Origin of the sequence: Pseudomonas sp. NCCP-436, from assembly GCF_019656335.1 — a bacterium.
Taxonomy (GTDB): Bacteria; Pseudomonadota; Gammaproteobacteria; order Pseudomonadales; family Pseudomonadaceae; genus Aquipseudomonas.
In genome coordinates this window covers 1-20,586 of the sequence record NZ_BPLZ01000010.1, presented here as the reverse complement: position 1 = coordinate 20,586, position 20,586 = coordinate 1, and the positions used below count along the sequence as shown (strand labels likewise).

Below are 20,586 nucleotides of genomic sequence, written 5' to 3'. Positions count from 1 at the left end.
CGGGGCGCCATTGTAGCGGAGCCGATGTTGTCGTGCCTGGCTGTCGATGACTGGTGCGGGCAGGCGTTGAGGCGTCCCCACACACTGCATGGGAACGCTCCAGTCTGATGAATCAGGCGAAGTACGCCAGCTTGACGATGAACAGGGCGGAGAGCACCCACATCGCGGCATTCAGTTCGCGGGCACGGCCGGACAGCAACTTGATGCCGGTCCAGGCGATGAAGCCGAAGGCGATGCCGTTGGCGATGGAGAACGTCAGCGGCATGGCCAGGGCGGCGGCCACAACCGGGGCGGCGACGGTCAGGTCGTCCCAGTCGATCTGCGCCAGGCTGCTCATCATCAGTACGGCGACGAACAGCAGCGCCGGAGCGGTGGCGTAAGCCGGCACCGAACCGGCCAGCGGTGCGAAGAACAGGCTGAGCAGAAACAGCGCTGCGACCACGCAGGCGGTCAGACCGGTGCGTCCGCCGGCACTGATGCCGGCCGCGGATTCGATATAGCTGGTGGTGGTGCTGGTACCCAGCGCGGCGCCGGCCATGGTGGCGGTGCTGTCGGCCATCAGGGCACGGCCCAGGCGCGGCATCTTGCCGTCCTTGTCCAGCAGGTCGGCCTTCTGAGCGACGCCCACGAGGGTTCCCGAGGTGTCGAACAGGTCGACGAAGAGGAAGGCGAAGATGACGCTGATCAGACCGATATCCAGCGCACCGGCGATATCCAGTTGCAGCAGGGTCGGCATCAGCGATGGCGGCATGGAGATCACGCCCGGCAGTTCGGACAGACCCAGAGCGATGGACAGGCCGGTGACCAGCAGGATGCCGATCATCACCGCGCCGGTGACCTTGCGATAGGCCAGCGCCGCGATGACGAAAAAGCCCAGGCAGGCCAGTAGCGCGCCGCCCTGGCTCATGTCGCCGAGGCCGACCAGGGTGGCGGGATGATCGACCACGATGCCGGCGTTCTTCAGCGCGATGATCGCCAGGAACAGGCCAATACCGGCGGCAATACCGGCGCGCAGGGCCAGGGGGATGCTGTTGATGATCCATTCGCGGATCTTGAAGATCGACAGCAGGAAGAAGATCGCACCGGAGAGGAATACGGCGCCCAGGGCAGTCTGCCAGCTGTAGCCCATGGTCATGACCACGGTGTAGGTGAAGAAGGCGTTCAGGCCCATGCCCGGCGCCAGGGCGATCGGGTAGTTGGCCAGCAGGCCCATCACCAGCGAACCGACGGCAGCAGCCAGGCAGGTGGCGACGAACACCGCGCCGTGATCCATGCCGGTCTCGGCCAGCATGTTGGGGTTGACGAAGAGGATGTAGGCCATGGTCAGGAAGGTGGTGATCCCGGCCAGTACTTCGGTGCGCACCGAGGTGTTGTGGGCTTTGAGTTGGAACAGTCTTTCCAGCATGGCGAAACTCCCCTGAGGCGCAAGGCGCGCCGACAATGCTCAGCAAAGCACACTTGCCCGCAATGGGCAGGTAAAGTGTTGGTTTTAACTGCGTCATGCATCATAGCAGCAGGCTTTTGCCAGTTGCACCGAAGCTTCTGGGACGGTTGTTTTTGGAGGGATAAGCCATGTGCAAGCGTGCACTGATTGCCGTCGCCGATGGCAGCGAGGATCTGGAAAGCGTAACGCTGATCAACGTGCTGCGGCGTGCCGATATCGAGGTGGTGGTAGCCAGCGTCGAAGCGCGGCGGATGATCACCGGTGCCCGTGGCACCCGGCTGACCGCCGATGCCATGCTGGTGGACGTGATCGCAGAGGATTTCGATCTGATCGTGCTGCCCGGTGGCATGCCTGGCGCGCAGCGTCTGGCCGACTGCCAGCTGTTGGCTGAGCGAGTGCGTCGTCAGGCCGAGGCCGGCGGCCTGTTCGCCGCCATCTGCGCCGCTCCGGCGGTGGCACTACAGGCCTACGGCGTATTGCAGCAGCGCCGAGTGACCTGCTACCCAAGCTTTGCCGAGCGCCTGAGCGGCTGTAGTTTTGTCAACGCACCGGTGGTGGTCGACGGCCACTGCATTACCAGCCAGGGGCCGGCCACTGCGCTGCCCTTCGCTCTGTGTCTGGTGGAGCAGCTGTGTGGACGCAGCGTTCGTCAGAATGTGGCGCGGGCGATGCTGGTGATGGACCGGACTGAGCCGCCAGACTGCAGTGCAACGCATCGCTGACGCGGGTCGATGCGGCGCAGCTCCTCCTGGTTATTTCAATTCGTGATACGAGAAATACGAAAGAACCGCTGTTCGGGTGCGTGGTATGTCGTGTCCGGGGCTCGGCTTTCAGGACTGAGCGTGCTTGGCAACGACTGGCTCAGGCTGGGGCGGAGGCGGGCCCGGTGGCCTGTCTGCGGCTCTTGCCGATTCTTTACAGGCTTTGCTCCGTCAGTCTGCCGGTAGCTCGCAAGGCGATGTTGGCATAGGCGGAAGTGGCTCATGGGTTGTATAGTTAGTCGCCTATCTATTTGCGGTCTGTCCGCTCGCCGGGTATTTCATGAGTTCCACACCCCTGTCCGGTACCAGCCGGCCATTGCGCGGCATTGCCCTGATGGTGCTGGCCACCTTCCTGTTTGCCAGCCACGACGCCCTGTCCAAGTACCTCTCCGGCTTCTACCCGATCATCCTCATCGTCTGGGCACGTTACGCCGTGCACACCCTGCTGATGGCTGTGGTGTTTCTGCCGCGATCCGGTCTGAGTGTGCTGCGTACCCGGCGCCCCGGGTTACAGTTTCTGCGGGCGCTGTGTCTGCTGCTGGTCAGCCTGCTGTTCACTGCCGGGCTGATGTTCCTGCCGCTGGCCGAGGCTACTGCGGTGATTTTCCTAGCGCCGCTGCTGGTGACAGCACTGTCGGTGCCGCTGCTGGGCGAACGGGTAAGTCTGGGGCAGTGGATTGCGGTGATTGTCGGTTTCACCGGTGTGCTGGTTATCGTCCATCCTGGCGGTGAACTGTTTACTCCGGCAGTCCTGCTGCCTCTGAGTGCCGCGCTCAGCTTCAGCCTGTATCAGATCCTGACGCGCCGACTCAGCGAGGTGGACAGCGCCACCACCAGCAACTTTTTCGCCGGGTTGGTCAATACGCTGATGATGAGTCTGCTGGTGCCCTTTTTCTGGCAGATACCGAGCTTCGGTCATGCACTGCTAATGCTGGCTCTGGGAGGCTGCGGAATGGGGGCCCATCTGCTGCTGACCCATTCCTTCCGCTATGCCGCGCCGGCGATGCTGGCACCGTTCGGCTACGGTCAGATCATCTTCGCCGGGCTGCTTGGTCTGCTGATGTTCGGTCATGTCCCGGAGCTCAGCGCTCTGGCCGGTATTGCCATCATCTGCCTGAGCGGCCTGGCCGCATTGTGGACGCAGCGGCAGGTTTGATCGCATATGACTGAGGCACTCTCTTAAGGGCGCGCTATGCAAGAGCGTTCCGGAAAGACTCGCGAGAACATCATTCAGACGGTGATCGGCGAGAGCATGCCTGCAGTGGATGCGCTGGTGAGTTTGCCGAGAGGGTTAGAGCCCGGTAACCACACGGTGGTTGAGCGCGCTAGTGAGTTGGTGAGAGTGGGGCGACGATTATCGGTTGGTTTGCGCTTGCGGAGCTTTCTACGGACGTGAAGCGCCCCCGCAGGCGGGCGGGGGCTGATGTGCTCAGGATCAGGCCGGCAGAGCGGCGGTGACGATCAGCTCCACCTTGTACTCCGGGGTCGCCAGGCGGGCTTCGCCGCAGGCGCGGGCCGGAGCATGGCCGGCCGGAACCCAGGCATCCCAGACACTGTTCATTTCTTCGAAGTCGTTAATGTCGGCCAGCCAGATCACGGTCTGCAGGATGTGCTCTGGGGTGGTGCCGGCCTCGGCCAGCAGCCGCTCCACTTCAGCGATGGCCTGGCGGGTCTGGTCGGCCACACTGGCACCGGGCTCTCCGACCTGGCCGGCGAGGTATACGGTGTTGTTGTGGATGACGATCTGGCTCATGCGGGTGCCGGTATGAAGACGCTTGATGGTCATGATGACTCCTTGCTTGATGTTCAGGTAAAGCGCGAGGCGCTGTATTCGTCCAGCCACTGTGGAGCGCGACCGTGGATGCAGTCGGCAATCAGCTGGCCGGTGGCTCCGGCCAGGGTGATGCCCAGGTGCTGGTGACCGAAGGCGTAGAGCACGCGTGGGTCTTGCCGGCTGGGGCCAAGAACCGGCACGCAGTCGGGCAGAGTCGGACGAAAACCCATCCAGCGCCGGCTGGCAGGTTGTTCGAGGTGCAGGATTTGTCTGACGCGTTCCTCGATGTAGTTCGTGCGGCGCAGATTGATCGGGTCGCGCATCGAAGCCAGCTCGACGGTGCCGGCGGCGCGCAGGCGGCCACCTTCCAGAGGGGTCATGTAGAAGGCGCTTTCCACCGGGCAGGTGGGACGGGTCAGAAGTTCTTCTTCCAGGTCGAATTCGACGTGGAAACCACGCTCGACGCCAAGTGGAATGCGCTCGCCGAAGCTGGCGGCCAGTTGTGCGGACCAGGCTCCGGCGGCCAGAACCACTCGGTCGGCCAGCAGGGTGGAGCCGTCATCACAGCTCACTGCCACACCGTGGTCCTGCGGGACGACGCGTTGCACCCGGGCGCGCTTGATGCTGCCTTGCAGCGGTGCTGCAAGGTTTTGGAAGAATTGCTGCGTGTTGCGGATATGGCAGGAGCGCGGGAACAGTACGCCGCCGACGTTCTGGCCGGCCATCACCGGCTCCAGGTCGGCTACCTGGTTGGCATTGAGTACTTCCTGCTCGATGCCGAGCGACTCGCGGAGAGCTATTTCGGCGCGTCCGGCCTGCATGCCCTGCTCGGTGGTGTAGGCGTACAGACAGCCCCGGCGACGAATCAGTGCGGCGGCTTCGGGAGAGGCTTCAAGCAGCGGCTCGTAACCGCTGTAGGTACGCTCTAGCAGGCGCAGCAGACGGTGGGTATTGGTCTTGGCCGCGTGCGTATTGCACTGGCCGAGGAAGCGCAACAACCAGGGCATCAGTTGTGGGATGCGTGACCAGCGCACCACGAAGGGGGAGTCCTGGGAGAACAGCAGGCTCGGCAGTCTGCCCCACACCGAGGCATTGGCAATCGGCGTGCAACCGTACTCGGCCAGAGTGCTGGCGTTGCCGAAAGAGCACTCGGCAGCCAGTGCGTTGGGTTCGATCAGGGTTACCTGATGGCCGTCGCGGCGTAGCCAGAGGGCGCAGGCAATGCCCACGGCGCCGCCGCCGATTACAACAATCTCGTTATGTCTGGGAGTCATGTCCGATCCTGGGTGGGTGATCCGGCCCCTTGTGTGCCAACCGGGCGATCACCTCCAGAGCCCGCGCTAGTTGCTCGCGGGTGGGCGCGGCGGAGAGGTTGATGCGCACGGCATTGGGCGCACGTTCGGGGTCGAGGCTGAAGGCGGAGCCGGGCAGCAGGGCCACGCCGTTTTCTAGGCAGGCTTTGCAGAAGTCCGCATGGAGCCAGTGTTCGGGCAGTGTCAGCCAGGCGTGCGGAGCGGTGGCGCCACTGCGCACGTCAAGTCCTTCCAGGTATTCCTGGAGGATGGCCTGGCGTGCGCGTAGTTCCTCGCGCTGCACCACTACCAAATCGCGGGCCTTGCCGCTCTCGATCAGACGGGTAGCCACCAGTGCCGACAGCGGTGCGATGCTCCAGCAATCGACCCGCAGGCTGGCGAAATCCCACGCGCAGGCCGGGGGCTACGCATTTCGACAGCGAGGTCAGGTACAGCGTCTGCTCGGGTAGGCGATAGGCCAGCGGGGCAGGCGATTTTTCGAGGATTGGCCGGTAGACATCGTCTTCGATCACCAGGACGCCGCTTCATCGAGCACTTCGGCCAACTGTTGGCGACGCTCTTCGTCGAGGGTGATCGCGGTGGGGTTCTGGATCGAGCTGACGATGAACACCACGCGCGGCTTGTGTCGCCGACAAGCCTCGCGCAGAGCCTGAGGATCCATGCCGCGCTCGTCAGAGGCCACGCCCAGCAGGTTGAGTTCCAGGGTGCGGCACAGCGCGGCGATGCCCTGATAGGTGACCATGTCGGCCAGTACCGTATCCCCTGAGTCAGCGATGGCTCGCAAAGCCAGTGCCATTCTGTTGGCCACGCCGATGTTGATGCCGCTGGTGCGTGAGCTGGGTATCGATCCGGTGCACTTTGCCGCAATCATCGCCACCAACCTGGGCATGGGCCTGATCACTCCGCCGACGGCGCCGCTGCTCTATCTGGGCTCGTTGGTGGGCAAGGTGCCGCTGGTGCGCATGCTTTCGCCGACCTGTGTATTCCTGTTGTTCGCCTATCTGCCGGTGGTGGTCATGACCACCTACTGCCCGGCGCTGTCGCTGACTCTGCCGCGGATGATGGGGTTCTAAGCAAGCATGACCATCTATAGCCACCGCGTCGGTATACGCGAATACCGCTTTGGCAGTCTGGCGCAGCTACTGGCCAAAGCTACGCCCCTGCGCTCGGGGGATGTGCTGGCCGGCATTGCTGCCGACACTGCCGAAGAACGAGTGGCCGCTCAGCGTGCGCTGGCCGAGGTGCCGCTGACGCGCTTTCTCGAGGAGTGGCTGATCGATTACGAGCAGGACGAGGTTACCCGACTGATTGCTGCGCAGCACGACCGTGCGGCGTTCGCCCCGATTGCCGGCCTGTGCGTTGGCGAACTGCGCGACTGGCTGCTTAGCGAACAGGCTGATACCGCAGCGCTGACCGCGCTGCAGCGCGGCCTGACGCCGGAAATGGTGTCGGCGGTGAGCAAGCTGATGCGGTTGCAGGATCTGATTCTGGTGGCGAAGAAATGCCAGGTGGTTACCCGCTTTCGCAATACGGTGGGGCTGCCCGGGCGCTTGTCCACGCGGCTGCAGCCCAACCATCCGACCGATGATCTGTCCGGTATCGCCGCTTCGCTGGTCGACGGCCTGCTCTACGGTAACGGCGATGCCACTCTCGGCATCAACCCGGCCACCGACAACGTGCCGACCGTAAGTCGCCTGCTGCATATGCTCGACGAGGTGATTCGCAATTACGAGATTCCCACCCAGTCGTGCGTGCTGACTCACGTTACCAATACCCTGCAATTAATCGAGCAGGGCGCGCCAGTGGATCTGGTATTCCAGTCCATCGCCGGAACGCAGAAGGCCAACGAGAGTTTTGGTATTTCCCTGAGCCTGCTCAGGGAGGCGCACGAGGCGGGGCTGTCGCTCAGGCGCGGCAGCGTCGGCAACCAGTTGATGTATTTCGAGACCGGCCAGGGCAGTGCGTTGTCGGCCAATGCCCACCATGGCGTTGACCAACAGACCTGCGAGGTGCGCGCTTATGCCGTGGCGCGTGAGTTCGACCCCTTCTTGGTCAATAGCGTGGTCGGCTTCATCGGTCCGGAATACCTCTACGACAGCAAGCAGATCATCCGCGCCGGGCTAGAGGATCACTTCTGCGCCAAGCTGCTTGGCGTGCCCATGGGTTGCGACATCTGCTACACCAATCATGCCGAGGCCAATCAGGACGATATGGATGCCCTGCTGACTTTGCTCGGCAACGCCGGCATCAACTTCATCATGGGGATTCCCGGTTCCGATGACGTGATGCTCAATTACCAGACCACCTCATTTCACGATGCCCTGTATGCACGGCGGGTAATGGGGCTCAGGCCGGCGCCGGAGTTCTAGGATTGGCTACAGCGAATGGGCATCTTCGACGCGCAGGGTCGCATTGCTCTGGAGCAGCAGTTGCCTGGCGCCTTTGCCTGTGCCCTGGCGGTGCTGCCATGAGCATCAAGGTCGTGACTTCCAATCCCTGGGAGCGCCTGCGCCAGTTCACCAATGCGCGCATTGCGCTGGGCCGTGCGGGATCCAGTCTGCCGACCCGTCCCTGGCTCGATTTTCAGCTGGCGCACGCTCAAGCGCGTGATGCGGTGCATTTGCCTCTGGATGCTCCGGCGCTGTCCCGGGCGCTGCGCCAGCGTTTTAAAACCGTGCTCAGCCTGCATAGTGCCGCAACGGATCGGCAAACCTATCTGCGCCGCCCGGATCTGGGACGCGTATTGGACGAAGCTTCGACCCAGCAGTTGCAGGCCTTGGGCGGCGAACCCTGTGACCTGGCTTTCGTCATTGCCGATGGTCTGTCGGCAATGGCGGTGCAGCAGCATGCGGTGCCGTTCATCGATGCTTTGCTGCCGCAGTTGCAGAGCGCCGGGCTGACAATCGGGCCAGCCAGCATCGTGCTTCAGGGACGGGTGGCGGTGGGCGATCCGGTGGGCGAGTTATTGCGCGCCCGACTGGTGCTGGTGCTCATTGGCGAGCGCCCTGGATTGAGTTCGCCGGACAGCCTTGGTCTGTACCTGACCTATGCACCGCGGAGCGGTCGCCACGATGCTGAGCGTAACTGCATCTCCAATATACGGCCGGCTGGGCAACCTGTTGATGAGGCAGCTGCGCGTGCTGCCTATCTGCTGCGCGAAGCCTTACGCCGTGGCCTGAGCGGTGTCGCGCTGAAGGACGAAACCCAGACTCATGAACTGGGCGCCGAGGCGCCGCAGGCGTTGTTTCGCCTGAGCACCGACGCGGTCTGAGCGCTGCGCTGGAACCGATCGTGTAGCACGCTAGCGGGCTATGGCGATCTGGTTGCGGCCTCCATGCTTGGCCAGGTAGAGGCCTTCGTCGGCCTTGACCACCAGGCTCAGCGGCTCGCCCTCCGGCGTTGGTCGCAGGCTGGCGACGCCGATACTGACACTGACCGAGGAGCCCTGCGTGGGCAGATCGTGCGGAATGCCCATGGCTTCAACTTCACGGCGAATCTTCTCCGCCTGTAGGCGCGCGCCTCCTGCCGAGGTGCCCGGCATGATTACAGCGAACTCCTCGCCACCGTAACGTGCGGTCAGATCCGATGCGCGCGAGTTGCAGGTCTTGAGCTTTTCGCCGACACGGCGCAGCACCTCATCACCGGCCACATGACCATAGAGATCGTTATAAGCCTTGAAGTAATCGACATCGATCATCAGCAGGGCTAGTTCGCTCTGATCGCGCAGAGCACGGTTCCACTCGATTTCCAGATACTCGTCGAAGTAACGGCGATTGGCCAGGCCGGTCAGTCCGTCCGATTTGATCAGCCGTTGCAGTACCAGGTTGGTATCAAGCAGTTGCTGCTGGCTTTCACGCAGGGCACGAAATGCCTCGTCGCGCTGCAGCATGGTCAGGTAGGAACGCGAGTGGTAGCGGATGCGCGCCAGCAGTTCGATGTTGTCGGGCAGCTTTACCAGGTAGTCGTTGGCGCCAGCTGCGAAAGCTGCGCTCTTGACCTGCGGATCCTCCTTGGTCGACAGCACGATGATGGGAACATCTTGAGTGCCCGGTGCTTCACGGTAGCGGGTCAGCAGCTCGAGGCCATCCACTCCGGGCATGATCAGATCCTGCAGGATCACCGTTGGCTTGATCTGTTGGGCCACGCTGAGGGCCTGCTGTGGATCCGAACAGAAGTGAAAGTCGATGTCGCTTTCTTCACTCAGGGCGCGGCGCAACGCCTCGCCTACCATGGCCTGATCGTCTACTAGCAGCACCATCATGGAGTAGTCAGGCAGGCCAAGATGGTGGCTGCGGTCGCATTTTTTCCCTTGCATGTGGGTATCTCCGCCGTTGTTCTGGGGGGGTGGCATGGAGGATTGCTAGCTCAATCGCTCTATTAGTCGTGGGGCGATCCGTTCCAGCGGTAGCACCTCGACTGCCGCTTCGAGCGCCACTGCGGCCTTGGGCATACCATAGACGGCGCAACTGGCCTGATCCTGAGTAATGGTGTGGAAGCCGCGTTTGCGCATATGCAGCAGTCCCCTGGCACCGTCGCGACCCATTCCGGTCAGCAGCACGCCGATAGCCTCGCCACGCCAGTGGCTGGCCACACTGTCGAAAAATACATCGATTGATGGCCGGTAGACCTGCTCGGTTGGCTCGCGCCGGTAGGTCAGTTTGCCCTCGGCTGACAGGTACAGATGATTGTTGGTGCCGGCCAGCAGTACCGCACCGGGGAGCAGTGAGTCGCCTTCCCGGGCCAGGCGTACCGGGAGGTTCGACTCAGTGCCCAGCCACTCGGCCATGCCGGCAGCAAATACCTCATCGACGTGTTGTACCAACACGATGCTGGCGGGAAAGTCGGCTGGCATCTGGCGCAGCAGTTCCACCAGTGAGGCAGGCCCGCCGGCCGAGGCGCCGATGGCGACCAGGCGCTTGTCCTTGCTGGCATTAACCGGGCAGCGGGATGGCTTTCCCGAGTGAGAGGTCTTGTGGCCGATCATCCAGGCCATGTTGTGTATCTTGCGCCGCACAGTGGCGGCATCGAGCAACTGTTGCGAACCAAGCGACGGAGCTGCGACCACGTCCAGCGCGCCTGCACCCATGGCGGCAAACACTTGCGCCATATTGCGCTCGACGTCGGCGGTGACGATAAGAATGGCGCAAGGGGTGTCGTGCATGATCCGCCGGGTTGCCTCCACACCGTCCATTCCGGGCATGAGCATGTCCATCAGTAGCAGATCCGGGCGCTCTTCGCGGCAAAATTGAACAGCCTCCTCGCCGTTGCGGGCGACCCAGCAGATCTGCAGTTCCGGTTCGCTTGCCAGCGCCCGGCGCAGGGCCTCGACTGCCAGAGGCATGTCGTTGACGATGGCGATCTTCATTCGCGGGGGGCTCCGATCAGGGTCTGTACGGCATCGAGCAGCGCCTCGTCATGGAAGCTTGCTTTGGCCAGATAATAGTCGGCGCCGGCTTCCAGACCGCGGCGGCGGTCTTCTTCGCGATCCTTGTAGGACACCACCATCACCGGCAGGCTGCGCAGGCGCGAATCCTGGCGAATGTGCCTTACCAGCTCGATACCATCCATCCGCGGCATGTCGATGTCGGTGATCAGCAGGTCGAAGGCGTCGCCACGCAGGGCATTCCAGCCATCCATACCGTCAACCGCCACGGCAACCTCGTAGCCCCGGCTGAGCAGCAGTTTGCGCTCCAGTTCGCGTACGGTCAGCGAGTCGTCCACCACCAGCACGCGCTTGCGCTGGCTGTGACGGATCTGGCTGCCGGCATCGACGCGATCAAGCCGGCCTTCGCCGAGCAGCTTGTCCACCGAATTGAGCAGGTCGTCGATGTCGAGGATCAGCACCGGAGTGCCGTCGGACAGCAGGGCTCCGGCGGCAACGTCACGCAGCTTGCCCAGGCGGGCGTCGAGAGGCATCAGCACCAGGGTGAACTCGCCGGTAAAACTTTCCACGGCCAGGCCGTGGCACTGCTCACGGTTGCGGATCAGTACCACCGCGATGTTGTCGTCCTCGCCCGGTCTCTCTTCGCATTGCAGCAGTTGCGCGGCCGATATCAGACCGACATGTTCGCCATCCAGCCAGAAGTGCTGTCGCCCTTCCAGTTGGACGATGGATGAACGTGGTACACGCAGCATGCGCTCGATCTGCACCAGCGGAAAGGCATAGGCTTCGCCGCCAATGGTCACTACCAGAGCCCGTACTACCGACAGGGTCAGTGGCAGTTCGATATGGAAGTGACAGCCGCCCTCGGCTTGCTGTGTCAGCCGGACGTTGCCACGCATGCGGCGGATCTCGTGCTGTACGACATCAAGGCCGACGCCGCGTCCAGAAACCTCGGTGACCTGGTTGCTCATACTGAAACCGGGCAGGAACAGGAAAGCCAGCAACTCGTCCTCGGTCATCCGCGCTACCTGCTCGCTCGGCGCAAGGTGCCGCTCTATCACAGCCTGGGCGACGTCCTTCAGGTCGATTCCGGCGCCATCGTCGCTGACTTTCAGCACCAGCATCCCGGCATGGTGACTCGCCTGCAGCAGCACACGGCCTTCTGTCGGCTTGCCCTTGGCACTGCGCACAGCTGGCTCTTCGATGCCGTGGTCGACAGCGTTGCGCAGCAGATGGGTCAGCGGTGCTTCCAGCCGTTCCAGTACGTCCCGGTCGACCTGGGTGTGCTCGCCTTCAATCTCCAGACGTACTTGTTTGCCCAGCGAGCGGCCCAGATCGCGCAGCATGCGAGCCATGCCGGTGACACCATCGGCAAAGGGGCGCATTCGCGAAGCCAGTGCCAGATCGTACAGTTGCTGTGTGCGCTGACTGCCATGCCAGACGAAGTCCTCGAACAGCTCCTGATGGGCCTGCAATTGTTGCTGGCATTCGATCAGCAGATTGCGGCTTTCGTTGAACAGGGTCTGTGTCGTGGGATCCTGCAGTTGGCCCAGCAGGTGTTCGCGCAGTGTTTCCAGCGTGCGCCGGGCCGACTCCTGCTGGCGCTTGAGACGGTGCAGCGACTCGCTCAACGGCCGAGTGCGCTGGAATTCCACAACGGATTTGCCTGAAAGGTCGATCAGGTGGTCGAAGCGCTCGGCGGAAATCCGCAGCACGCGGTGGGCTCGCTCGTCACGTTCGCTCTCGGCGTACTGTGTCGCGGCCGGCTGACTGCCGGTTTCGGGGGGCAGCGGGACGGGAGAAGGTATTGTCGCAGCAAGCGCTGGCGGCAGGCTGGGAAGTGCCTGGCCGTGCAGCTCTTGAAGCAGCTTGCTGACGCTTTCGACCCGTTCCTCAAGCCCTTCCTCGGGCTGGGACTGGCCAATGCGCAGCAGCAGATCCGAGCCTTGCAGCAGCGTGTCGATATGCTCGGGCTGCAGGCGTAGCACGCCCTCCTGAGCAGCTACCAGCAAATCTTCCATGGCATGAGCGACCTGTACGCCGGCGTCCAGTCCGACAATGCGAGCTGCACCCTTGAGCGAGTGGGCTGCGCGCATGCAGGCTTCCAGTTGGGCGGCGTTGGACGGCTCGCGCTCAAGAATCAGCAGGCCGGCTTCGAGTACCTGCTTCTGTGCCTCCGCCTCCAGGCGGAAGAGATCGAGTAGCGAGGCATCCCTCATCTGGTCCGGTGTCACGCAAGGCTCCCCAGCATATGGTGCAGCAGTGGTTCTTCGTCGAGCAGGGTGATGCTGTATCCCTGCCATTGCAGTACGCCGAGGGTGAAGCGGCTGATGGTCTGGCCGGCATCGCCCTTGCCTGGACTGATCGCATGGTCGGGGATGCGCTGGATACCGCGGATCTCGTCGACCGGTACCACAAGTGGGCCGCTGTCGCTCTGCAGGATCAGCATGCGCGGTATTACCCGACGTTCATGGTGGTTTTGCGTAGCGCCATCCAGTCCCAGCAGTTCCTCCAATGACAGGCAGGCAACCAGCGTCCCGCGCACGTTGATCACGCCCAACAGGCCGCGCTTGCGTCGGTGGGGCAGGCCGTGCACGGGGGAAACGGGCATGACCTCGGCCAGGCAGCGACTGGCGATGGCCAGCCATTGGTCACCAAGACGGAAAATCAATAGCGAGCTTTGCTCGGCGCTGTGCTGCCGGCCTTCGTCTTTTCCGTAGTTGCCACTGTCTGACAGACTGTCGCCATAGCGGTCGAGTAGGGTAATGGCCGCAGCGCTGTAGGTTTCGCAGTTGCGGCAGTGGATATGTCGCTCCACCAGCGGGCAGCTTTTGTCGCCGAAAACTCCGATGCGATTCCAGCAGTCGTCCACTGTAGTCTGGTGTCTGGTATCAGTCATTGTCCGCTACTCCATCGGTCTGCGCCCGCTGATACAGGCGCTTGGCGCCGGCCATGTCCCCCTGGGCTTCCAGGTGTGTAGCCAGGTGAGCCAGCGCTTCGCGGTGCCGGGGTTGGAGATAGATCGCTTTACGATAGTAGGCGCTGGCCTGTTCGTCGTTGCCGTCTGCGTCGCTGAGCAGCCCCAGCCAGTAGTATGCGGTTGCACAAGGCCCTTGCTGTTGCAGTTGACGTTCGCAGAGCAGGCGGGCTTCGGCACTACGACCAGCATTGGCCAGGTTGGCGACTTCCTGCCAGAGATCGCTGCTCTTCGCCGGAGCGGGTGTGGGCTTGGCCTCAAGGGACTTCGCTCGTGGCTTGGCAGTGGCAGCTAGACGCGGCACTGGCGTGGCACGCGTGCGCGGGCGGCAGTCCGGTACCCGGGGAGGCGGTTGTTCCGCTGCTGTGGCGGGTGACAGACGGAAGGCGAAGGTCTGCTGGTGCCCCAGTGCTTGCAGACCATTCTGGCTGGCCAGGCTGGCTTCGGCCGGACCGACGAATAGCAGGCCTTCGGGTTGCAGCTGGCGCTTGAGCTGTTGGAGTGCGCGGAGCTGTGTGGCGCGGTCAAAGTAGATCAGCAGGTTACGGCAGAAGATGAAGTCGTAAGGTGGCTCTGTCGTGAGCAAATTGCTGTCGAGCAGGTTGCCGGCGCGCAGGCGTACGCAGGAGCGCACACGCTCGTCGAGCAGAAATTCACCTGCCTGCTCGCGGAAGTAGCGTTCGCGAAACTCCAGGGTATTGCCGCGGAACGAGTTGCGTCCGTACAGGCCTCGGCGCGCATGCTCCAGTACCTTCTCACTGACATCCAGAGCGTCGATCTGAAACTGGCTCGGGGCAAAACCGGCATCGAGCAGGGTCATGGCCATGGAGTAGGGTTCCTCGCCACTGGAGCACGGCAGGCTGATCAGGCGCAGGGTGCGAGCCCCCTGCAACTGTGCGTGCCGCTCCAGAGCCAGGCGTGCCAGAGCCCGGAATGCGTCGGGGTAGCGGAAAAACCAGGTTTCCGGCACTACGACCGTCTCTACCAGGGCCTGCTGCTCTCCGGGCGAGCTACAGAGGGTCAACCAGTAAGTTTCCGCTTCGTGCTGACCGATGGCCTTCATGCGTTGACGCACGGCGCGTTCAATGACACTGCGCCCAACCGATTCGGCGTCCAGGCCGATGCGTTGCTTTAGCAGGCGTTCGATCTGCTCAAGCATGGCGTCAGTCCTTGCCTGCACGGAACAACATGGCGCGCAGTGCATCGTCGAGCAACTGATCGACTTCTATGCGCTGGATGACACCTTGTGCGCTTTTCTGAACCGGGCCCAGATAATTCGGCAGCACTGCCTCCAGGCCGTTAGCGACGAATTGTTCGGGATGTAGGCGCAGGGTTTCGGTTGCCTGCTCCAGCAGCAGGCCGAGTACAGGCGAATTTTCTCCCAGGCGGGCGTCGAAGCGAACCAGTACCAAGCGTGTGCTGCTGCGCGAGCGAGCTGCTTGACCCAGCAGGCGGCAGGGCAGGTCGATAACCGGAATCATCCGGCCACGATGCTCGAACAGTCCAGCAACCCATTCGGGGGCCTCGGGCAACTGCTTCAGCGGCCGTCTGGGCAGCACTTCGACCACGGCGCTGGCTGGTAGGGCATAGCGGTCCGGGCCGAGGCGGAACTGCAGGTGCAGTTCGCCGGATTGGGTCTTGCGGGTGGCCGGCATGTTCAGACCTTGAAGCGACTGACGCCAACGCGCAGGTTATTGGCGACCTGGTTCAGCTCGTCTATGGCACTGCCGGCCTGACGCAGCGAGTCGACCGTCTGGCTGCTGGCTTCGCTCAGTTGCACCAGTGCCTGATTGATTTGCTCGGCGCCGGTTGACTGGGCTTGCATGCCTTCATTGACCATCTGGATGCGCGGTGCCAGTGCCTGTACCTGCTGGATGATCTGGCTCAACTGGTCGCCCAGTTGTGCCATCTCGCCGATACCGCGGCGCACCTCCTCGGAAAACTTGTCCATGCCCATCACCCCGGCGGAGACCGCAGACTGGATTTCGCGCACCATCTGCTCGATGTCATAGGTGGCTACTGCGGTCTGGTCAGCAAGGCGGCGCACCTCCACGGCCACCACGGCGAAGCCCTTGCCGTATTCACCGGCCTTTTCCGCCTCGATGGCCGCATTGAGCGAAAGCAGGTTGGTCTGGTCGGCCACCTTGACGATGGTGGTGACCACTTGGTTGATGTTGCCGGCCTTCTCGTTGAGGATCGAAAGCTTGCCGTTGACCACGTCGGCAGCCCCCATCACCTGGTGCATGATTTCCTCCATGCGTGACAGCCCGAGCTGACCGGTGCCGGCAAGAATGGAGGTTTGCTCGGCATTGTCTGATACCTCTCCCATGGTGCGTACCAGATCACGCGATGTGGCTGCTATTTCCCTGGAGGTGGCACCTATCTCCGTGGTAGTGGCAGCCGTTTCTGTGGCAGTGGCCTGCTGCTGACGGGAGGTGGCGGCGATCTCGGTTACCGACGTGATCATCTGCACGGCTGAACGCTGGGCATTGCCGACCAGGTTCTTTAACTCCCTGACCATGCTGTTGAAACCTATCTCGATGGCGTTGAATTCGTCGCGCCGATGCAGATCAAGGGTGGCCGAGAGGTCGCCGTTTTCCAGAATCTTCAGGGTATTGACGATACTCTCGACCGGCTGAGTGATGGCTCGCATCATCAGCCAGCCGCAAATGGCCGAGATGGCGATGGCAAGCAGGATCGCAATGATCAGAGCAATCTCCAGCTTGTTTACCGACTCACGAATCATCTCAGCGGCACGGTCGGTACGTTCGGAGCCCAGAGCAAAGAGCTCTCCCAGCGTGCTCTGGCCGGTCTCCCATTCCGTATAAACATGATCCCGGCTAAAGGCGCGGGCTTCTTCAAGGCCGGCATGTTCGAGAATTTCCAGCATTTGGGCATGGTTTCTCAGATAGAGCAGCTTTTCTTCGTCCAGTCGCTCTGCCAGCCTGTGCTCTTCTTCTACGGTAATTGTTTTCAGAAAGGCGTCGAGGCTTTCGGTCAGCCCCTTCTCGCTTGTGGCCAGATCCTCGCGATGAGAAGCAAGCACGGTGGCACTTTCGATTCCATCATCGCCGTAGCGAAGCAGCAGGCGACGGGTATCGAGCATGTGGCGCGCCCAATTGTGTTGCACCTTGCTCAGTTGGTTTAGGCCGGCGATCGCATCGTTGCGTATGCTTGTGGCCTCATTTTCTATAGCGGTCAGGCGCGTGTGGGAAATACCTACCAGCAGCACCAGGATGGTAATGATCAGCATGAAGCTGACGATGATTCGAGTGCGTACGGTCAGGTTGATCATGTGTGTAGGCCAGCCAGTTGATCTTGAAAAGTGTCATATACAGCATATCGGCATGCTGTCTTTCTGCCAGAGTTTGGCGATGCTATTTGCTCTGAATGAGGTTGATGGCAGGAGCTGAAGCTGAGGAATGGAGCTTTCGTTGATTTCATGACAGAGGAATTCCGATCTTGCCGGGTGGGCCGAAGTATCGAAACCGACCGGCCGGGAGTGGTGATGAATAGCACGGGACCGATGAAGGCGGCCAGTTTACGGATTCCAGAAACGTTCGAAAGTTGCCAGAGATGATTTGTGCAGGAAGGGCGTGGAGGGTTTCTTAAACCACGACTTGCCGCAGGATTTCTCCGAGTAATAAAAAAGCCGGCTTGTGGCCGGCTTTATGAAGGTGTCAGGGCTTACTTCTGGTAGGCCGCGACTGCCTTGTTGATCAGGCCACGGGCTTCTTCAGCGCTGCCCCAGCCTTCTACCTTGACCCATTTGCCCTTCTCCAGATCCTTGTAGTTCTCGAAGAAGTGCTTGATCTGCTCAATCAGCAGCGGGGGCAGGTCGGTGTACTCCTGAACATCCTTGTACAGAACGGTCAGTTTGTCGTGCGGAACGGCAACCAGTTTGGCGTCGCCACCGGCTTCGTCGCTCATGTGCAGTACGCCCACCGGGCGAGCGCGGATCACTGAACCCGGAGCAACCGGGTAAGGAGTTACGACCAGTACGTCGAGCGGGTCGCCGTCGTCGGCCAGGGTGTGCGGGATGAAGCCGTAGTTGGCCGGGTAGAACATGGGGGTGGCCATGAAGCGGTCAACCATCAGGCAGTCGCTGTCATGGTCGATTTCGTATTTGATCGGCGCATGGTTGGCCGGGATTTCGATGGCAACGTAGATGTCGTTCGGCAGGTCTTTACCGGCCGGGATCTTGCTGTAGCTCATGGGGGAACTCCCAGGGAGGGGCCAAAAAAGTGGGGCGCATTATAGGCGCATTCAGAAGGCGTTACTACGGCGGCGTGCTTAGTCATTGGTCGTGTTTTCGACTGGCCGGTAGTCGGGGTGTTCGGCCTGCAGGCGACGCAGGCGCTGCAGCGGATCCTGGCGGTAGAACCTCATCAGTTGCCTGTAGACCTCTGAAAATGCGGCTTCCAGCAGATCCGGCGCGCTGAAGAAATACTCGCTGGTCACGGCGAAGAATTCCGCCGGATCCTCTGCGGCATAGGGATCGATGGCGGTTTCCGCCTCGGGGTTCGCATCCAGCTCCTTATTCAGTGCGTCGTATGCACTTTGCATGGCGCTGGCCCAGTCCTGCACACGCATGTCGCGGTGCAACGGTGGCAGACCGTTGGCGCCACCGTTGAGCATGTCGAGTTTGTGCGCCAGCTCATGGATCACCAGGTTGTAACCCGCCCAGCCACCGCTGCTCTCGACGCCGGGCCAGGCAAGGATCACCGGGCCCTGCTGCCAGGCTTCGCCACTGCGGGCATCGTCCCATTCATGTTCGACGCCGCTGGCGTCGCGGTAGCGCTGGGGGCTGAGGAAGTCGTCCGGGTAGAGAACGATTTCGTGGAAGCCCTGATACCAGTCCAGATCCTCCAGATTAAGCAGTGGAAGTTGTGCCTGGACGGCCAGTAGCAGGCGTTCGTGCTCGCCCAGAGTGACGCCGGGCAGGGCAGTCAGACGCTTGTCGTGGAGAAACAGCACGGCGCGCTCACGCAACCGTTGCAACTCCTGTTCGCTTAACCCATCGAGGATCGGCAGACGCGCGAGCACTGCTTGCCACTGCGCGGGCTGGATCTGATGGCGTTGAAGGATGCGGCGTCGGCGCCAGGCCTTGAATGACCACATAGCTAAGGTTTCGTGAGAATTGGCTGCGAACCTTAAGGCGCTGTGTGGCTTGCTACAAGCCCGGGGCAGGTCACTCTTTCGCCTCGTTCAAATCGATTGTTATGCAGTACCTAATAGGCTGTGCCGATAAGTAAGCTCAGAAGAAACCTTGGGCGAGCCTGGAGTGTTTACGAAAAGTACCCGGGTTAGGTTATGCGGTGTTAGGAACAGGTTCGCAATGATCATGTACAGCACGTGAACCGAGCTTCTTCGCCTGTTCTTTCCCTGCTGAGCTTCGCGCGAAGGTTTTCGTGCGGAGCCTAGTCTTCGCTGATGGACAGAACGTAGTTCTTGAACTGGCTGTCCTCATGAAAGCCGATGGATTCGTAAACTTTTTGTGCCACCTGGTTGTCACGGCTGGTAGCCACGCGCATGCGCACGGCATTGGTGTCCTTGGCCATTTGCCTGGCTGTGTGCAGCAGACGGTCCGCCACCAGTTGGCGGCGGGCATCCTCAGCCACATAGATATCATTGAGAATCCAGACGCGCTTGAGGGCCAGGGACGAATAGCTGGGATAGAGCTGGCAGAAGCCCAGCAGACGCTCTTCGTCGTCGGCCAGCGCAAGGTAGATTACCGACTCCTTGCGCGTCAGGCGTTTTTCCAGAAACTTGCGTGATGACTCGGGATAGGGCAGCTCGCCGTAGAATTCGCGGTATTTGACGAACAGGGGCGTCAGCAGATCCAGGTGTTCCAGAGTGGCTTGGACGATACGCATGGTGGCCTCGGCATTGCGTGAGGGATAGGTTGGCAACGCCACTATTGGACGAGCCGATGGCCGGATGCTGCCTGAAAGACGTTTGAATAGGCAATCCAAGCAAGCGTTTGATTTTTTGCAGAAGGGGCGCTGCAGGAGCCGGCCCGGGGGAAGGCTCCTGCGGCTGTGAGTCAGGCGCAGGCGGCCTGCATCTGCTTGTGGGTGTCGATCAGGTGTTGCACCACGCCCGGATCAGCCAGGGTGGAGATGTCACCCAGGCTGTCGTACTCGGCCGTGGCGATCTTGCGCAGGATACGCCGCATGATCTTGCCCGAACGGGTCTTCGGCAGGCCCGGCGCCCACTGGATCACGTCCGGCGTGGCAATCGGACCGATTTCCTTGCGCACCCAGTTCTTCAGTTCCTGGCGCAGCTGCTCGGAGGCTTCCTCACCGGCGTTCAGGGTGACGTAAACGTAGATGCCCTGACCCTTGATGTCGTGCGGCACACCGACAACGGCCGCCTCGGCCACTTTCGGGTGCGCGACCATGGCGCTCTCTACTTCGGCGGTACCCATGCGGTGACCGGAAACGTTGAGCACGTCATCCACACGGCCGGTGATCCACCAGTAGCCATCCTCGTCGCGGCGGGCTCCGTCACCGGTGAAGTACATGCCCTTGAAGGTGTTGAAGTAGGTGTCGACAAAGCGGTCGTGGTCGCCGTACAGGGTGCGCGCCTGGCCCGGCCAGGAGTCGAGGATCACCAGGTTGCCTTCGCCCGGACCGTCGATGATATTGCCCAGGTTGTCCACCAATGCGGGCTGTACGCCGAAGAATGGTCGAGTCGCTGACCCCGGCTTGAGCCCGTGGGCGCCAGGCAGTGGAGTGATCATGAATCCCCCGGTTTCGGTCTGCCACCAGGTATCGACGATCGGACAGCGACTCTGACCGAAGGTCTCGTAGTACCACTGCCAGGCTTCCGGGTTGATCGGCTCACCCACCGAGCCCAGCAGGCGCAGGCTGGAGCCGTCGGCGCCTTCGACCGCGGCCTTGCCTTCGGCCATCATGGCGCGGATGGCGGT

General features: G+C 61.9%; 20 protein-coding genes and 1 pseudogene. 5 read left to right on the top strand and 16 right to left on the bottom strand.

From position 1 onward, the window contains the following. Nucleotides 1–112 precede the first annotated feature (112 nt). Nucleotides 113–1,405, bottom strand: coding sequence for an NCS2 family permease (locus tag NCCP436_RS11765; RefSeq protein WP_220804195.1), 1,293 nt, complete (start codon nt 1,403–1,405; stop codon nt 113–115). Nucleotides 1,406–1,572: 167 nt separating this feature from the next. Here NCCP436_RS11765 and NCCP436_RS11760 point away from each other — a divergent pair, with 167 nt between their 5' ends. Beyond that, nucleotides 1,573–2,166 carry a DJ-1 family glyoxalase III gene (locus tag NCCP436_RS11760; protein WP_220804194.1) on the top strand — a complete coding sequence of 198 codons (594 nt, stop codon included), beginning with the start codon at nt 1,573–1,575 and terminating at the stop codon, nt 2,164–2,166. Nucleotides 2,167–2,485: 319 nt separating this feature from the next. Next, on the top strand, nt 2,486–3,361 hold the full coding sequence (locus NCCP436_RS11755; protein WP_220804193.1) for a DMT family transporter: 876 nt from the start codon (nt 2,486–2,488) through the stop codon (nt 3,359–3,361). 279 nt (nt 3,362–3,640) lie between these two features. Here NCCP436_RS11755 and NCCP436_RS11750 read toward each other — a convergent pair whose 3' ends face one another. The 4 genes from NCCP436_RS11750 to NCCP436_RS11735 all read right to left on the bottom strand — a co-directional run bounded on the left by NCCP436_RS11750 (nt 3,641) and on the right by NCCP436_RS11735 (nt 6,088). Further along, nucleotides 3,641–3,991 carry a RidA family protein gene (locus tag NCCP436_RS11750; RefSeq protein ID WP_220804192.1) on the bottom strand — a complete coding sequence of 117 codons (351 nt, stop codon included), beginning with the start codon at nt 3,989–3,991 and terminating at the stop codon, nt 3,641–3,643. A 20-nt stretch (nt 3,992–4,011) separates the two neighbouring features. Then, a complete protein-coding gene (locus NCCP436_RS11745; RefSeq protein WP_220804191.1) occupies nt 4,012–5,253 on the bottom strand; it encodes an FAD-binding oxidoreductase in 1,242 nt (413 codons plus the stop codon). Further along, nucleotides 5,237–5,623, bottom strand: coding sequence for a hypothetical protein (locus tag NCCP436_RS11740; RefSeq protein ID WP_220804190.1), 387 nt, complete (start codon nt 5,621–5,623; stop codon nt 5,237–5,239). The genes NCCP436_RS11745 and NCCP436_RS11740 overlap by 17 nt, the downstream gene beginning before the upstream one ends. A 177-nt stretch (nt 5,624–5,800) precedes the next feature. Further along, on the bottom strand, nt 5,801–6,088 hold the full coding sequence (locus NCCP436_RS11735; RefSeq protein ID WP_220804189.1) for an aminotransferase class I/II-fold pyridoxal phosphate-dependent enzyme: 288 nt from the start codon (nt 6,086–6,088) through the stop codon (nt 5,801–5,803). Between NCCP436_RS11735 and NCCP436_RS11730 the strand changes: the two genes are divergently transcribed. The 3 genes and pseudogenes from NCCP436_RS11730 to eutC all read left to right on the top strand — a co-directional run bounded on the left by NCCP436_RS11730 (nt 6,066) and on the right by eutC (nt 8,563). Beyond that, a complete protein-coding gene (locus NCCP436_RS11730; protein WP_220804188.1) occupies nt 6,066–6,365 on the top strand; it encodes a TRAP transporter large permease subunit in 300 nt (99 codons plus the stop codon). The genes NCCP436_RS11735 and NCCP436_RS11730 overlap by 23 nt on opposite strands. A gap of 6 nt (nt 6,366–6,371) precedes the next feature. Further along, nucleotides 6,372–7,763: pseudogene (locus NCCP436_RS11725) on the top strand (ethanolamine ammonia-lyase subunit EutB). Next, the gene (gene eutC, locus NCCP436_RS11720; RefSeq protein ID WP_220804186.1) at nt 7,760–8,563 is read left to right on the top strand and encodes an ethanolamine ammonia-lyase subunit EutC; all 804 of its coding nucleotides are present in this window, start codon (nt 7,760–7,762) and stop codon (nt 8,561–8,563) included. Before NCCP436_RS11725 ends, eutC begins: the two are co-directional and overlap by 4 nt. Nucleotides 8,564–8,593: 30 nt before the next feature. Here eutC and NCCP436_RS11715 read toward each other — a convergent pair whose 3' ends face one another. From NCCP436_RS11715 to NCCP436_RS11665, 11 genes are all read right to left on the bottom strand, one after another. Then, nucleotides 8,594–9,607: a PleD family two-component system response regulator gene (locus tag NCCP436_RS11715; RefSeq protein ID WP_220804185.1), complete on the bottom strand. Its 1,014-nt coding sequence runs from the start codon at nt 9,605–9,607 to the stop codon at nt 8,594–8,596. A gap of 45 nt (nt 9,608–9,652) precedes the next feature. After that, nucleotides 9,653–10,657 carry a chemotaxis response regulator protein-glutamate methylesterase gene (locus NCCP436_RS11710; RefSeq protein ID WP_220804184.1) on the bottom strand — a complete coding sequence of 335 codons (1,005 nt, stop codon included), beginning with the start codon at nt 10,655–10,657 and terminating at the stop codon, nt 9,653–9,655. Next, entirely contained in the window at nt 10,654–12,909 is a 2,256-nt protein-coding gene (locus tag NCCP436_RS11705) for a hybrid sensor histidine kinase/response regulator (RefSeq protein ID WP_220804183.1), read from the bottom strand. The genes NCCP436_RS11710 and NCCP436_RS11705 overlap by 4 nt, the downstream gene beginning before the upstream one ends. Then, the gene (locus NCCP436_RS11700; RefSeq protein ID WP_220804182.1) at nt 12,906–13,574 is read right to left on the bottom strand and encodes a chemotaxis protein CheW; all 669 of its coding nucleotides are present in this window, start codon (nt 13,572–13,574) and stop codon (nt 12,906–12,908) included. The genes NCCP436_RS11705 and NCCP436_RS11700 overlap by 4 nt, the downstream gene beginning before the upstream one ends. Then, entirely contained in the window at nt 13,567–14,811 is a 1,245-nt protein-coding gene (locus tag NCCP436_RS11695) for a CheR family methyltransferase (RefSeq protein ID WP_220804181.1), read from the bottom strand. Before NCCP436_RS11695 ends, NCCP436_RS11700 begins: the two co-directional genes overlap by 8 nt. Nucleotides 14,812–14,815: 4 nt before the next feature. Continuing rightward, nucleotides 14,816–15,307, bottom strand: coding sequence for a chemotaxis protein CheW (locus NCCP436_RS11690; RefSeq protein WP_220804180.1), 492 nt, complete (start codon nt 15,305–15,307; stop codon nt 14,816–14,818). Nucleotides 15,308–15,309: 2 nt separating this feature from the next. After that, nucleotides 15,310–16,947: a methyl-accepting chemotaxis protein gene (locus NCCP436_RS11685; protein WP_220804179.1), complete on the bottom strand. Its 1,638-nt coding sequence runs from the start codon at nt 16,945–16,947 to the stop codon at nt 15,310–15,312. A gap of 392 nt (nt 16,948–17,339) precedes the next feature. Beyond that, the gene (gene ppa, locus NCCP436_RS11680; RefSeq protein WP_220804178.1) at nt 17,340–17,867 is read right to left on the bottom strand and encodes an inorganic diphosphatase; all 528 of its coding nucleotides are present in this window, start codon (nt 17,865–17,867) and stop codon (nt 17,340–17,342) included. A gap of 78 nt (nt 17,868–17,945) precedes the next feature. Further along, nucleotides 17,946–18,773: a zinc-dependent peptidase gene (locus tag NCCP436_RS11675; protein WP_220804177.1), complete on the bottom strand. Its 828-nt coding sequence runs from the start codon at nt 18,771–18,773 to the stop codon at nt 17,946–17,948. Between the two features lie 299 nt (nt 18,774–19,072). After that, on the bottom strand, nt 19,073–19,528 hold the full coding sequence (locus NCCP436_RS11670) for a GNAT family N-acetyltransferase (protein WP_220804176.1): 456 nt from the start codon (nt 19,526–19,528) through the stop codon (nt 19,073–19,075). Between the two features lie 170 nt (nt 19,529–19,698). Beyond that, a partial coding sequence (locus NCCP436_RS11665; RefSeq protein WP_220804175.1) for an AMP-binding protein occupies nt 19,699–20,586 on the bottom strand: 888 nt, incomplete at its 5' end.